This is a genomic window from Phenylobacterium sp. J426, from assembly GCF_024699945.1.
In the GTDB taxonomy this organism is placed as follows: Bacteria; Pseudomonadota; Alphaproteobacteria; order Caulobacterales; family Caulobacteraceae; genus Phenylobacterium.
Genome location: NZ_JAJOMY010000001.1, coordinates 3528326 through 3541191, shown reverse-complemented (window position 1 = coordinate 3541191; position 12866 = coordinate 3528326). Strand labels below are relative to the sequence as shown.

Genomic DNA, 12866 nt, shown 5'->3' with positions numbered 1-12866 from the left:
GGTGGAGACGTTATGGCCGACACGATGGTGAAGACGCGCTGGGTCTATGCCTTCGGCGGCGGCGGCGCTGACGGCGACGCCTCGATGAAGAACCTGCTGGGCGGCAAGGGCGCCAACCTGGCCGAGATGTCGTCCCTGGGCCTGCCGGTCCCGCCGGGCTTCACCATCACCACCGAGGCCTGCGTCCACTACTACGCCAACGGCAAGAGCTATCCGCCCGAACTCGAGGGGCAGGTCGCCCAGGGCCTGAAGAAGGTGGAGGAGCTGACCGGCAAGCGCTTCGGCGACGCGGCCAACCCGCTGCTGGTCTCGGTGCGCTCGGGCGCCCGGGCCTCGATGCCCGGGATGATGGACACGGTCCTGAACCTGGGCCTGAACGACGAGACGGTGGACGGCCTGGCGAAGCTGTCGGGCGACCGCCGCTTCGCCTTCGACAGCTACCGCCGCTTCATCCAGATGTACTCGAACGTGGTGCTCGACCTCGACCATCACATGTTCGAGGAGATCCTCGACGAGCATAAGGACCGTCTGGAGGCGCGGGTCGACACCGACCTGACCGCAGAGGACTGGGAAGCCGTCGTCGCCGACTACAAGCGCGCCGTCGAAAGCGAGCTCGGCAAGCCCTTCCCGCAGGATCCGCACGAACAGCTCTGGGGGCGCCATTGGCGCGGTGTTCGCGAGCTGGATGAACGACCGGGCGAAGTTCTACCGCCGCATGCACGACATCCCGGAGAGCTGGGGCACGGCGGTGAACGTGCAGTCGATGGTGTTCGGCAACATGGGCGAGAGCAGCGCCACGGGCGTCGCCTTCACCCGCAACCCGTCGACGGGCGAGAACAGGCTGTACGGCGAGTTCCTGATCAACGCCCAGGGCGAGGACGTGGTGGCCGGCATCCGCACGCCGCAGCCGCTGACCAAGGCTGCGCGCGAGGAGATGGGCGACGTCTCGCCGTCGATGGAAGAGGCGCTGCCGGAGGTCTTCACCCAGTTCCGGGAGGTCGTGGAGCGGCTCGAGAAGCACTACCGCGACATGCAGGACATCGAGTTCACGGTGGAGAAGGGCCGTCTGTACATGCTGCAGACGCGCAACGGGAAGCGGACCGCCAAGGCCGCCCTGAAGGTCGCCGTGGACCTGGCCTCGGAAGGGCTGATCACCAAGGAAGAGGCGGTGATGCGGGTGGAGCCCGGCAGCCTCGACCAGCTGCTGCACCCGACCATCGATCCCGGCAGTCCGCGCGACGTGATCGCCTCAGGCCTGCCGGCGTCGCCGGGCGCCGCCACCGGCAAGGTGGTCTTCACGGCCGAGGAGGCCGAGAAGCTGGGCGGCGCGGGCGAGGCGGTGATCCTCGTCCGGGAGGAGACCTCGCCTGAGGACATCCGCGGCATGGACGCCGCGCGCGGCATCGTCACCGCCCGCGGCGGCATGACCAGCCACGCGGCCGTGGTGGCCCGCGGCATGGGCCGGCCCTGCGTGTCGGGTGCGGGCGAGATCCGCATCGACGGCAAGGCCGGCGAATTCCACGCCCGCGGCCGGACCATCAAGGCCTACGACATCATCACCATCGACGGCTCCACCGGCGAGGTGCTGGCGGGCGCAGTGAAGATGATCGAGCCCGAGCTGTCGGGCGACTTCGGCACGCTGATGGGCTGGGCCGACGGCGTGCGCCGCCTGAAGGTGCGCGCCAACGCCGAAACCGCGCTGGACGCCGGGACCGCGCGCCAGTTCGGCGCCGAGGGCATCGGACTGTGCCGGACCGAGCACATGTTCTTCGACCCTGCGCGGATCGCAGCCGTGCGCGAGATGATCCTGGCGGACGACGAGGCGGGTCGCCGCGCGGCGCTGGCCAAGATCCTGCCGATGCAGCGGCAGGACTTCGTCGAGCTGTTCAAGATCATGGAAGGCCTGCCGGTCACCATCCGCCTGCTGGACCCGCCGCTGCACGAGTTCCTGCCGCACACGGAGGAGGATCTGGCCGCGGTCGCCGAGGCGACGGGGCTGGACCCGAAGAAGCTGATGCTGCGCGCCAAGGAACTGCACGAGGTGAACCCGATGCTGGGCCACCGCGGCTGCCGCCTGGGCGTGGCCTATCCCGAGATCTACGAGATGCAGGTCCGGGCCATCGTCGAGGCCGCCTGCGAGGTGGTGGGCGAAGGGCGTCCGGCGCCGATCCCGGAGATCATGCACCCGCTGGTCGCCAAGGGCGAAGAGATGAAGTTCCTGCGCGACCTGACGGATCGCACAGCGAAAACCGTCATCGAAGAGAGGGGCTGCCAGATCGACTACAAGGTCGGCACCATGGTGGAGCTGCCCCGCGCCGCGATCCGCGCCGGCGACCTGGCGGCCAACGCCGAGTTCTTCTCGTTCGGCACAAACGACCTGACCCAGACCACGTTCGGCATCAGCCGCGACGACTCGGGCCGGTTCCTGGGCCACTACATCGAGAAGGGCATTTTCGAGAAGGACCCGTTCGTCAGCCTCGACCAGGAGGGCGTGGGCGACCTGATCCGCATCGCCGCCGAACGTGGCCGCGCCGCCCGGCCGGACGTGAAGCTCGGCATCTGCGGCGAGCACGGGGGGGATCCGGCGTCGATCCAGTTCTGCGAAGAAGTGGGCCTGGATTACGTCAGCTGCTCGCCGTACCGCGTGCCGATCGCGCGTCTCGCAGCGGCCCAGGCCGCCATCGGCGAACGCGAGAAGGACCGCTAAGCGACCAATCCCGCCGGCGCTGCGACGAAATGGGTAGGCCTACGGTAGAGCTTGGGCGGTCTACTCGCTAGCGTCCGGCCATGGTTTTCGACCTGCGCCCAGCGCGGGCGCGCGCCGCCGTCCTGCCGCCGCCCGTACCGATCGTGGAGCTGCCTCGTCGGCCGCGGGTGCGGCTGCGCTGGGCGCGGCTCGCCGGCCTCGCCATCGCGGTGCTGGGATCGGCGGCGCTTTGGACGCTGATCGTCGGCGGCATCCTGTGGCTGGTGAGATAGGGGCGGGAACGGCGAAGCTCGTCCCTGGTTAGGCCTGCATGGCCGTCGCCAACGGGATCTTCCCGACCTTTTTCCTGTCCGGTTTCGAGTGCTCGACCTTCGTCTGGAAGGATCGCGGGCGTCGCGACCTGGTCGCCGAAACGCGCCATCGGGAGCATGCCCAGGAGGACTATGCCTTCCTGCGGCATCTGGGCATCGGCGTCGCACGCGAGGGTGCGCCGTGGCCTTTCATCGACCGGGGCGGTGGCGTCTACGACTTCTCGACGATCGAGCCGCTGATCGAGGCGATGCACGCTCAGCACGTCCTGCCGATCTGGGACCTCTGCCACTATGGCTATCCGGACGACTTAGACCCCTTCGGGCCGGACTTCGTGCCGCGGTTCGCCGACTATGCCCGCGCGCTGGCCGAGCACGTGGTCCCCCGCCTGCCGGCGCCCCACTTCTTCACGCCGATCAACGAGATCACCTTCTTCAGCTTCTGCGGCGGCGAATGGGCCTGGACCGCGCCGTGGGGCGACAGCCGGGAACGCCGCTTCGACTTCCGCAAGCGCCTCTGCGCCGCCGACATCGCCGCCGTGCAGGCGATCCGTAAGGTCTGTCCCGCCGCGCGCATGGTGCACATCGATCCGCTGGTGAACGTCGTGGCGCCGCGGGACCGACCCGACCTGGCCGCGGCGGCCTGGAAGGAGACGTACGACGACACCTTCGTCGCCTGGGACATCCTGGCGGGGAAGCGCAATCCGGAGCTGGGCGGCGCGCCGGACGTCCTCGATATCCTTGGGGTCAATTGCTACTCGTTCGGCCAGATGGAGTACCGCGCCCACGGGCCGCACGCCGCGTTGCCGCGCGACGACGACCGCATCGTGCCGCTCTGCGACCTCCTGAAGTTCGCCTACGAGCGCTACCGACGGCCGATGATCGTGGCCGAGACCAGCGGGCTCGAGGAAGGCCGCCACCACTGGCTGCGCGACGTGGTCCAGGAGGGGCTGGCGGCGGTGGACATGGGCATCGATCTGCACGGCGTCTGCCTGTTCCCGGCCGTGGACATGCCCGACTGGCACAAGGGCATCTGGGTCCACAACGGGCTGTGCGACCTGATCGAAGAGGACGGCGACCTGCGCCGCATCCCGGTCAAGGCCTACTGCGACGAGCTGCGCCGCTGGCAGAAGCGCCTGAACCGCGTCACCCGGCTGGACGCCGATCCCCTGAGTGATCCCGTGGATCTGGAGGATATTCGCGTGGCGGCGCGGGAGCTCAAGATGCGGCCCGACGCGGACTGGGCCTAGAGGAGCAGGTTCCAGGCGAGCAGTCCGAGGGCGCCGGAGCTGACCGCAAGGGCGATCAGCACCAGCAGGCCGTCGCGGGCCAGAAGACCCAGGCCGATCGCCGCGATCGCGAGCGAAGGCACGAACGCCACGAACGGCAGGAACTCCAGCGGCGGCACGCAGAGCGCGATCAGCGCGCACACGCCGGCCACGATCCGATCGGTGATCGGACGGGTCAGCGTCAGCAGGCGCGGCCGCACCAGGCGATCGACGACGCGGGCCGGCTTGCGGCTGATCTTCACCGCCGTGCGGACGCGATCCGCCTTGACGGAGAGCTTCTCGAGGACGCGGGGGATCCAGATGGTTTCGCGGCCGAGCAGCAGCTGGACAGAAACGAGGAGCGTGAGGACGGCGATGATCGTCGGAGCGCTCGGCACGGCGGCGACGGGGGTCATGCCCAACAGTCCGCCGAGCAGCAGCAACGGACCGAACGACCGCTTCCCGATCGCCTCCAGGATCTCGCCGACCGAGAGCTTGGCGCCGTTGTCATCGGCGGCGCGCTGCAATTCGTCCAGCAGTCCGGTCAGGTCGTTGGGGCCGTTCTCGCGCATCCAGCACTCCGCAGGGAGCCTCAACGCGCGAACGGCCGCTTCGGCCTACCAGGTCCAGTCGCGGGCGCTGGCCCGACAGCCCCCGTCGGGCCAGCCCGTCCACCCGCGCCCGCGGACGACGCGGCCGGGCCTCGCCCGGGTGGCCTCGCCGTTCTCGAGGGCGAGCTCGCCGTTGACCACGACGTGGTTCACGCCGGTGGCCAGCTGCTGCGGCTTCTCGAAGGTGGCGTGGTCCTGGACCGTCGCCGGATCAAAGACGACCACATCGGCGAAGTAGCCGGGCTTCAGCAGGCCCCGCTCCCGGAGTCCCAGGTTGTGCGCCGGCTGGCCCGACAGCTTGCGCACCGCGTCGGCCAGGGTCAGCCGTTTCTCGTCGCGCACGTACTTGGCGAGCACGCGGGCGAAGTTGCCGTAGGCGCGCGGATGGGTCGACGACAGCAGGAACGGGCCCTCCGGCGCCTGGGCCTCGGCGTCCGACCCGAAGCTCATCCAGGGCAGGGCGGTCTGGCGGGCGACATTCTCCTCGCTCATCAGGAAATAGACCACCTGCACCCGGCTGCCGTCCTCGATGACGAGGTCGATGGCCGCGTCCTGAGGGCTGACGCCGCGGTCCTTGGCGACCTGCGCCAGCGTCTTGCCGGTAAGCGGCTTCAGCTTCGGGTTCTTGAAGCCGACCAGCAGCGTCCCCTCGGGACCCGCGTGCCGCATCAGGTTTTCCCAACTGGTCCCGTCGGCCAGCATCTCGGCCTTCACCCTGGCGCGCGTCGCCGGATCCTGGAGGCGACCGATCCACTTCTCGACGCCGCCGGCCTGGACCCACACCGGCATGGCTGCGTCGAGGCCCGTGGAGCCGGCCGGATAGGTGTACATGTCGGCGGTGATCCGCAGGCCTTCGGCGCGGGCCGCCTCCACCTTGGCGATGGCGGCGTCCAGCTTGCCCCAGTTCGCCCGGCCGCTGGCCTTGAGATGGTAGATCTCGGCCGGCGCGCCCGAACGGCGGGAAATCTCGATGAGCTCGTCGATGGCCTCCAGCAGGCGGTTCCCTTCCGAGCGCATGTGGCTGATGTACATCCCGCCGCAGCGGCCCGCCTCGGTGGTCAGGGCCACGAGCTCGTCGGTCTCCGCGTAGTTGCCTGAGGCGTAGATCAGCGACGTGCCGACGCCCATGGCGCCGTCTTCCATGGCCTTCACCACGAGGGCGCGCATCCTCTGGAGCTGCTCGGGCGTGGGGTCTACGTCGTCCTCGCCCAACACGTTCACACGGACGGTCTCGGCGCCGACGAACGAGGCCACGTTCAGGGAGACGCCGCGCCTCTCGAGGTGGCGGAGGTATTCGTCGAGGGTGGTCCAGGTCACGTCGTACTTGATGTCGCCCTGCCGGCGAACGTCGTCGGCCTTCTGGGCGTCGCTCCAGGGCCCCATGGACGAACCTTCGCCCATCACCTCGAGCGTCACGCCCTGCTTCAGCTCGGACAGGCCGCGGCCGTCCTGGATCAGGCTGTCGACCGACCAGGAGAGCATGTTGATGAAGCCGGGCGAGACCGCCTGGCCCCGCGCGTCGAGCGTCTTCTTCGCGGCGCCGGACGCGCAGCTTCCCACGCAGACGATCCGGTCGCCCTTCACGCCCACGTCGCCGCGGACCGGGCCCGCGCCCGTTCCATCGTAGATGTCGCCGCCGCGGATCAGCAGGTCGTAGGCGGGCGCGCTCGCGCCTCCGGCCAGCACGGCGGCGGCGGCGACTCCCGCCAGGGCGAAGAACTTGCGCATGGAATAGACTCCCCTCGGTTGCGGGGAGCCTAGCCCTACCGCTTGCGGACGAACACCGTGCCGGCGGAGTAACCGGCGCCGAACGAGCAGATCAGGCCGGTGTCGCCCGGCTGGAAGTCTTGGTTGGCCTTGTGGAAGGCGATGATCGAGCCGGCGGACGAGGTGTTGGCGTACTCGTCGAGGATGATGACGTTCTCGCCCGGCTGAGGCTCACGGCCCAGCACGCGCTTCCCGATCAGCTCGTTCATGTTGATGTTGGCCTGGTGGAGCCACAGGCGCTTCAGCCCGGTCGGGTCGATGCCGAGATCGCCGGCGTGCTCGACGATCATCTCCGAGACCATCGGCACAACCTCCCGGAAGACCTTCCGGCCCTCCTGGACGAACAGCTTGTCGGGCTGGCCGACGCCTTCGGGCGCGGCCCGGTTCAGGAAGCCGAAGTTGTTGCGGATGTTGTTGGAGAACTGGGTCTTCAGGCGGGCGCCGAGGATTTCCCATCCGTCGCTCGCCTGGTCGGCGCGTTCGACGATCACGGCGGTGGCCACGTCGCCGAAGATGAAGTGGCTGTCGCGATCGCGGAAGTTCAGGTGGCCCGAACAGATTTCCGGATTGACCATCAGGACGGCGCGGGCCGAGCCGGACGCCACGAAGTCGGCGGCGGTCTTGATGCCGAAGGTCGCTGAGGAGCACGCGACGTTCATGTCGAAGGCGAAGCCCTCGATGCCGAGGGCCTGCTGCACCTCGATGGCCATCGCGGGATAGGCGCGCTGCATGTTGGAGGCGGCGCAGATGACGGCGTCGATCTCTGAGGCCGGCTTGCCCCAGCGGGCCAGGGCGTCCTTCGCCGCCTCGACCGCGATCTCGGCCAGAACCGAAAGCTCCTCGTTCGAGCGCTCGGGGATGATCGGGCGCATCAGGTCGGGATCGACCAGCCCCGACTTGTTCACCACGTAGCGCGACTTGATGCCGGACGCCTTCTCGATGAACTCGGCGGAGGAGGGGGTCAGCGCCTGGACCTCGCCGGCGGCGATAGCCTCGGCGTTGGCCGCGTTGAAGCGCTCGACATAGGTGTTGAAGGTCTCGACCAGCTCGGCGTTGGACAGGCTCTCCGAGGGTGTGTGGAGGCCGGTGGCGGCGATCACGGCGGTGGTCATGCGTCTTCCCCAGAACTTGCGGCGCGACTGATAGCACGGCCGGCGCCGAGGTCATCGGGGGCATGGTCGCACCCTGTGGCCGCTAGGCCACAGGTCGTCCGTGAACAAAGCTTCGCCACAGAACCGGCCGGGACGGGCCGCGTTTGACGCCGACCTAAACCCGGCTCGGGGGAGCTTGAGACAAAAAACGTGAGTGGAGTACCAACTATGAAAGCTCTCTTCGCCGCGGCTTCCGCCGCCGCCGTCGCCTTCGCCGTCCCCGCCATCGCCCAGGCGCAGCAGGCGCCGGTCAGCAACATGTACGCCACCGCCGGTTACGCCCACGTGGACGGCGACGGCGTGAATCTGGGCGCCCTGCAGGGCCGCCTCGGCTACCGCGCCAACTCCTGGCTCGGCGTCGAGGGCGAGGCCGCCATCGGGGTCCGCGACGACGACGTGAACATCGGCGGCACGAACGTGAACGTCGAGCTGAAGCACCAGCTGGCCGCCTATGTGGTGGGCTTCGCGCCCGTGAGCGCCAACACCGACGTGTTCGCCCGCTTCGGCTACGGCACCACCAAGATCAAGGGCTCGGCCCTGGGCGTGTCGGCTTCGGACGACGGCGAGTCCTGGAACTACGGGGTCGGCGCCCAGCACCACTTCGACGGCGTCAACGGCGTACGCGTCGACTGGACCCGCCACGACTTCGACGGCGGAAACGCCGACGTCTGGTCCGTGGCCTACACGCGCAAGTTCTAGCGGCGCCTTCCTGATGTGACACAAGGAAGCCCTCCCCGGCGACGGGGAGGGCTTCTTCTTGACCGCTTGCTCCGCCAGGACCACGCTCGTCCGAAAAGGGGTACGGAGGAAAGCGGTTGAGCGAGGCGTTCTTCATCCAGCTCTTCGCCTCGGGGCTCGCCGTGGCGGCGCTGGTGGGTCTGGCCGCATGGGCCAAGATCGCGCGGCCGGCCGGGCCGCTCGATGATTCGAAGGCGCGGGCGCTGTTCGAAGACGAGTTCCCCGATCGCCGCCTCGACGCCGTCTGGGTCGCTTCGGACGGGCAGGGCGCGCTCGCCAAGTCAGGCGGCCTGGCGCTGGTGCTGTGCCGCCTCGGCGACGGCTATGTGGCGCGCCAGATTCCCTGGGCGCAGGCGCTGCAGGCCAGCTTCCGACAGGGCCGCCTCTGCGTCGACCTCGCCGACATCGCCGCGCCCAAGGCCTTCCTCAACCTGCCGGCCTGGCCGCCGAAGGACCTGGCGGCATGAAGACGATCGACCCGGTCACGCTGGCGACCCCGTTCTTCATCCTCACCATCATCCTGGAGATCGTGTTCGCCAGGCTGAGGAAGGTGCGGGCGAACTACGAGGCCAAGGACACCGCCGTCTCGCTGGGCATGGGCCTGGGCTCCACCATCGCCGGCGTCATCCTCGGCGGCGCGATCGCGGGCGCGAGCCTCTGGGCCTACCAGTACCGGCTGTTCGATATCCCCATGACGGCGGTCTGGGCCTGGGTGGCGATCTTCTTCCTGGAGGACCTGACCTACTACTGGTTCCACCGCCTCGCGCATGAGCGGCGGTTCTGGTGGGCCAGCCACGTCAACCACCATTCCAGCCAGCACTACAATCTGTCGACGGCGCTGCGGCAGACCTGGACGGGGGGGCCTGGCCGGCACCTGGCTGCTCTGGCTGCCTTTGGCCTTCATCGGCTTCCCGCCGGCGATGATCGCCATCCAGAAGGGGATCAGCCTCGTCTACCAGTACTGGATCCACACCGAGACGATCCGCCGGATGCCCGGCTGGTTCGAGGCGGTGTTCAACACCCCGTCGCATCATCGGGTGCATCACGCGCGCAACCCCCGCTATCTCGACCGCAACTACGCCGGGATCCTCATCGTCTGGGACCGCCTGTTCGGCACCTTCCAGCCCGAGCTGGACGAGGAGCCGTGCCGCTATGGGATCGTGAAGAACCTCGGCACCTTCAACATCGTCCGGGTGGCGTTCCACGAGTGGATCGGGATGGCGCAGGACATCGCCCGGCAGCCGCGGCACATCCTGGGCTGGGTGTTCGGCCCGCCGGGCTGGAGCCCGGACGGCAGCCGCGACACCAGCGCGAAGCTGAAGGCGGATTGGGAGGCGCGACGGGCCGCGGCGGCGCCCGCGAAGCTCGACGAAGCGGCCTAATCGCGCAACAGGGGCAGGCTGAGCCCGGAGACCGGGCGCGCGTCCAGCACCTCGCGACGGAACCGGAACAGCTCGGCCGGGCGGCCGCCCGTGTCGGCGTCCAGGCGGCCCAGGCCCTCGACGAGTTCGGCCCGTTCCAGGGCCCGGCGGAAGTTCTGCTTGTGCAGCGGCACGCCGGCGATGGCCTCCACGGTCCGCTGCAGGGCCGACAGGGTGAAGGCTTCGGGGGTAAGTTCGAACACCACCGGGCGGTACTTGAGCTTGCCCCTGAGCCGCCCCAGGGCCGTGGCCAGGATCCGGCGGTGGTCGGAGATCATCGGCTCGCCTTGCGCCGCCTTCAGCGCTTCGTCGCGCGCGGGCGAGGGCTCGCCGCGATCGCGCGCCGCCTCCTGCACGAGCCCGGCCTCGTAGAGCAGTTCGTAGCGCTCCAGCACCCGCTCTTCGTTCCACGGAGCCTCGTCCAGGGCGAACAGCAGCCGGACGCGGGCCAGGCGCTGGGGGCCGCCGGCGGCCCAGGCGCGCAGGGCCGGCTCCAGGGCCTGGAGCGCCGCCGGCCGACCGTGGCGCCAGTCCTCCCAGGGAAAGAACCGCGTCCACGGCCGCCAGGCGCTGCCCTGGAAGTGGGTGTCCACCGCTGCGGGCGCCAGCGCCAGGTAGCCGACCGAGATGACCCGCGCCGGAGCGCCGTCTCCGCCGGGCAGGCCCACGTCGGCGAGGGGGGCGTCTCGGCCCTTGTCGCCGAAGGTGTAGAGTTGCTCGACGTAGCCCAGGTCGAACCGGGTCTGCTCGGTGACGAAGGCCCGCATCGCGAGTTCGAAGGTGCGGTGCCCTTCGGGGTCGAACGGGCCGAAGGGCAGGCCGACGTCCTCGGCTCCGGCCGCGCCGTGGCGGACGGTGAGCACCACGGCCTCGCCGTCGCGGATGGCCACCACCACCGCCGACAGGCCGATGACCACCATGCTCGATCCCGCGCTCATTCGGTGTCGAACGCCTGGGCGTGCGGACGGTAGCCCGCCGCCTCGGACAGCACCTCGAAGCGTTGCAGGTAGCGAGCCTGGGCGTCGAACGGCGCCTGGGGATCGATCTTCAGCGTGTAGCCCGCGGGCGGCGCGCCGAAGAAGTCCAGCGCCTCGTCGTGGCTGAAGCCAGCCAGCTGGGTGGCCTCGAAGAAGGCGCAGGCGCGGTCCGCCTGCTTGATCAGCTTCTTGATCGCGACCGGTGTCTTGGCGGGCAGGCCGAAGCGGACGTGGATGGCGTTCTCCAGCCGCTCCTCGAACAGCTTGTAGTCCATGCCCAGAGCCGCCTTGAAGGGGCTGATCATGTCGCCGATCACGTATTCGGAGGCGTCGTGCAGGAGGGCCGCCAGCCGCCACCGGGGTTCGACGTCGGGCTGGATGTGAGCGACGATCTCCTCGACCACCACGGAGTGCTGGGCCACGGAGAAGGCGTGTTCGCCGACCGTCTGGCCGTTCCAGCGGGCGACGCGGGCCAGGCCGTGCGCGATATCCTCGATCTCGATGTCGAGCGGCGAGGGATCCAAGAGGTCCAGCCGACGGCCCGACAGCATGCGTTGCCAGGCCCTTGGCGTCTGAGCCGTTCTCCGCAGCCCTTTTCTCACCGGCGCATTACCTCCACAGTCAGGCCGTGAACTGGCCCAGGACCTGCGAAAGATCAATGCTGCGGCGGGGCCGCGGGGTCCAGACAGGCGGGGATGAAGGATGAACGGATGAGCTGGGCCCGCATCATGGCGCCCCTCTCGGGCGGACAAGGCGATCGCGCCGCGGTCGCGGCCGCCGTGACCCTGGCCGAGCCTTTCGGCGCCGAAGTGGCCGGGGTCTATACGCCGGCCGACGTGGCCGACGTCATGCCGTGGATGGGCGAAGGCTTCCTGGGCGGCGTTCAGACGACGGCGCTGGAATCCCTCAAGGAGGCGGCCGCGGCCGGCGAGAAGAACGCGCGGGCGGCGCTTGAAGGCGCCGGCTACGCCAAGGGTCGGTTCATCGCGCTGCAGACGCCGGTCTGGGCCGGCCTTTCGGCGGAGAGCCGGCTGTCCGACGTCGTGGTCTTCGGCGACGACCCGGCTCGTGGCCGGGGCCCGTTGGCCGAAGCGTTCCAGCAGATGGTCGCCGACGAGCAGCGGCCCGTGCTGGTTGCTCGCGCCGGCCTGAAGGTCGGCGGCGTCGTGGCGGTCGCCTGGGACGGCGGGAAGGAGGCCTCGCGCGCGGCGCGGCTGGCGCTGCCGCTGCTGGAGAAGGCGAGCCATGTGATCATCCTGGCGGCGCCGAAGGCGAGTTCCCGGACGTTCGAGCCGGCAAAGTTGCAGCAGTACTACGCGGCGCGCGCGGTGACGTCGGAACTGCGGGTCCTGCCCGACAGCGGCGACGCCGCACCGGCGCTGCTGCACGCGTGCGCCCAGGCGGGCGCGGATATCCTGGTGGCCGGCGCGTTCGGCCACCCGCGGCTTCAAGAATTCATCTTCGGCGGAACGACCCGCACCTTGCTGAATTCCGATCAGCCGTCCCTATTTCTATCCCACTAGGTCTGGAGGTCACCCATGTCCCTGTCGCGCATCGTGATGCGGCTTGCTCGCAATCCCGGCACGGAATTCGCCGGCGGCGACGATCACCGCGGCTATGCGCTGACGGCGCCGCTGACCGCCGACGGCATGCTGGACGAGAGCGCCTACGCCAAGGCGAAGGACGCCTGCACCGTGCGCCGCTTCGCGCCGGACGAGGACCCCGCCGACGGTCGCCTGGCGCGCAAGGGGCAGCGCTGGTTCTTCGACTATGACGCGGACGACGCGGCCGACGACGAGCCGGTCCACCGCCTGGGCGAACACCGTTTCGCGGTCGGCGAGTACGTCACCGTCACCGACGAGGACGGCCGGCCGCTGACGTACAAGGTGGTCGAGGTCCAGCCGGCCGGTTGAGGCGG

10 protein-coding genes and 3 pseudogenes are annotated in these 12866 nt (G+C 69.5%); 8 read left to right on the top strand and 5 right to left on the bottom strand.

Features of this window, described 5'->3' with window-relative positions; genetic code table 11:
* Positions 1–12 precede the first annotated feature (12 nt).
* From ppdK to LRS10_RS18670, 3 genes and pseudogenes are all read left to right on the top strand, one after another.
* Positions 13–2707: pseudogene (gene ppdK, locus LRS10_RS18680) on the top strand (pyruvate, phosphate dikinase).
* 80 nt (positions 2708–2787) lie between these two features.
* Positions 2788–2979, top strand: a complete 192-nt coding sequence (locus tag LRS10_RS18675; protein WP_257838554.1) for a hypothetical protein — start codon at positions 2788–2790, stop codon at positions 2977–2979.
* Positions 2980–3017: 38 nt separating this feature from the next.
* Positions 3018–4265, top strand: coding sequence for a hypothetical protein (locus LRS10_RS18670; RefSeq protein ID WP_257838553.1), 1248 nt, complete (start codon positions 3018–3020; stop codon positions 4263–4265).
* Here the strand turns inward: LRS10_RS18670 and LRS10_RS18665 are convergent.
* The 3 genes from LRS10_RS18665 to LRS10_RS18655 are packed head-to-tail and all read right to left on the bottom strand — an operon-like array spanning position 4262 to position 7773.
* Positions 4262–4855: an exopolysaccharide biosynthesis protein gene (locus tag LRS10_RS18665; RefSeq protein WP_257838552.1), complete on the bottom strand. Its 594-nt coding sequence runs from the start codon at positions 4853–4855 to the stop codon at positions 4262–4264. The two genes, LRS10_RS18670 and LRS10_RS18665, sit on opposite strands and share 4 nt — an antisense overlap.
* A 45-nt stretch (positions 4856–4900) precedes the next feature.
* Positions 4901–6622 carry an amidohydrolase family protein gene (locus LRS10_RS18660; RefSeq protein WP_257838551.1) on the bottom strand — a complete coding sequence of 574 codons (1722 nt, stop codon included), beginning with the start codon at positions 6620–6622 and terminating at the stop codon, positions 4901–4903.
* A 35-nt stretch (positions 6623–6657) separates the two neighbouring features.
* On the bottom strand, positions 6658–7773 hold the full coding sequence (locus LRS10_RS18655; protein WP_257838550.1) for a beta-ketoacyl-ACP synthase III: 1116 nt from the start codon (positions 7771–7773) through the stop codon (positions 6658–6660).
* 207 nt (positions 7774–7980) lie between these two features.
* Here LRS10_RS18655 and LRS10_RS18650 point away from each other — a divergent pair, with 207 nt between their 5' ends.
* The 3 genes and pseudogenes from LRS10_RS18650 to LRS10_RS18640 all read left to right on the top strand — a co-directional run bounded on the left by LRS10_RS18650 (position 7981) and on the right by LRS10_RS18640 (position 9932).
* Positions 7981–8511 (top strand): porin family protein, encoded by a 531-nt coding sequence (locus tag LRS10_RS18650; RefSeq protein WP_257838549.1) that lies wholly within the window; start codon positions 7981–7983, stop codon positions 8509–8511.
* Between the two features lie 116 nt (positions 8512–8627).
* Positions 8628–9017 (top strand): hypothetical protein, encoded by a 390-nt coding sequence (locus LRS10_RS18645; protein WP_257838548.1) that lies wholly within the window; start codon positions 8628–8630, stop codon positions 9015–9017.
* A pseudogene (locus LRS10_RS18640) lies at positions 9014–9932 on the top strand (sterol desaturase family protein). The gene LRS10_RS18645 and the pseudogene LRS10_RS18640 overlap by 4 nt, the downstream one beginning before the upstream one ends.
* Here the strand turns inward: LRS10_RS18640 and LRS10_RS18635 are convergent.
* Together LRS10_RS18635 and LRS10_RS18630 are read right to left on the bottom strand one after the other, a co-directional pair.
* Positions 9929–10934, bottom strand: a pseudogene (locus LRS10_RS18635) (NAD regulator); the annotation flags it as partial. The pseudogenes LRS10_RS18640 and LRS10_RS18635 sit on opposite strands and share 4 nt — an antisense overlap.
* Positions 10906–11550 carry a YfbR-like 5'-deoxynucleotidase gene (locus tag LRS10_RS18630; protein ID WP_374570449.1) on the bottom strand — a complete coding sequence of 215 codons (645 nt, stop codon included), beginning with the start codon at positions 11548–11550 and terminating at the stop codon, positions 10906–10908. The gene LRS10_RS18630 and the pseudogene LRS10_RS18635, both read right to left, overlap by 29 nt.
* Positions 11551–11658: 108 nt before the next feature.
* Here LRS10_RS18630 and LRS10_RS18625 point away from each other — a divergent pair, with 108 nt between their 5' ends.
* Both LRS10_RS18625 and LRS10_RS18620 read left to right on the top strand, forming a co-directional pair.
* A complete protein-coding gene (locus tag LRS10_RS18625) occupies positions 11659–12471 on the top strand; it encodes a universal stress protein (RefSeq protein ID WP_257838546.1) in 813 nt (270 codons plus the stop codon).
* A gap of 15 nt (positions 12472–12486) precedes the next feature.
* A complete protein-coding gene (locus LRS10_RS18620; protein WP_257838545.1) occupies positions 12487–12861 on the top strand; it encodes a hypothetical protein in 375 nt (124 codons plus the stop codon).
* Positions 12862–12866: the final 5 nt, after the last annotated feature.

Coding starts and splice junctions, on each gene's coding strand:
- LRS10_RS18675 (WP_257838554.1), top strand. CDS start 2,788: ATGGTTTTCGACCTGCGCCCAGCGCGGGCGCGCGCCGCCGTCCTGCCG.
- LRS10_RS18670 (WP_257838553.1), top strand. CDS start 3,018: ATGGCCGTCGCCAACGGGATCTTCCCGACCTTTTTCCTGTCCGGTTTC.
- LRS10_RS18665 (WP_257838552.1), bottom strand. CDS start 4,855: ATGCGCGAGAACGGCCCCAACGACCTGACCGGACTGCTGGACGAATTG.
- LRS10_RS18660 (WP_257838551.1), bottom strand. CDS start 6,622: ATGCGCAAGTTCTTCGCCCTGGCGGGAGTCGCCGCCGCCGCCGTGCTG.
- LRS10_RS18655 (WP_257838550.1), bottom strand. CDS start 7,773: ATGACCACCGCCGTGATCGCCGCCACCGGCCTCCACACACCCTCGGAG.
- LRS10_RS18650 (WP_257838549.1), top strand. CDS start 7,981: ATGAAAGCTCTCTTCGCCGCGGCTTCCGCCGCCGCCGTCGCCTTCGCC.
- LRS10_RS18625 (WP_257838546.1), top strand. CDS start 11,659: ATGAGCTGGGCCCGCATCATGGCGCCCCTCTCGGGCGGACAAGGCGAT.
- LRS10_RS18620 (WP_257838545.1), top strand. CDS start 12,487: ATGTCCCTGTCGCGCATCGTGATGCGGCTTGCTCGCAATCCCGGCACG.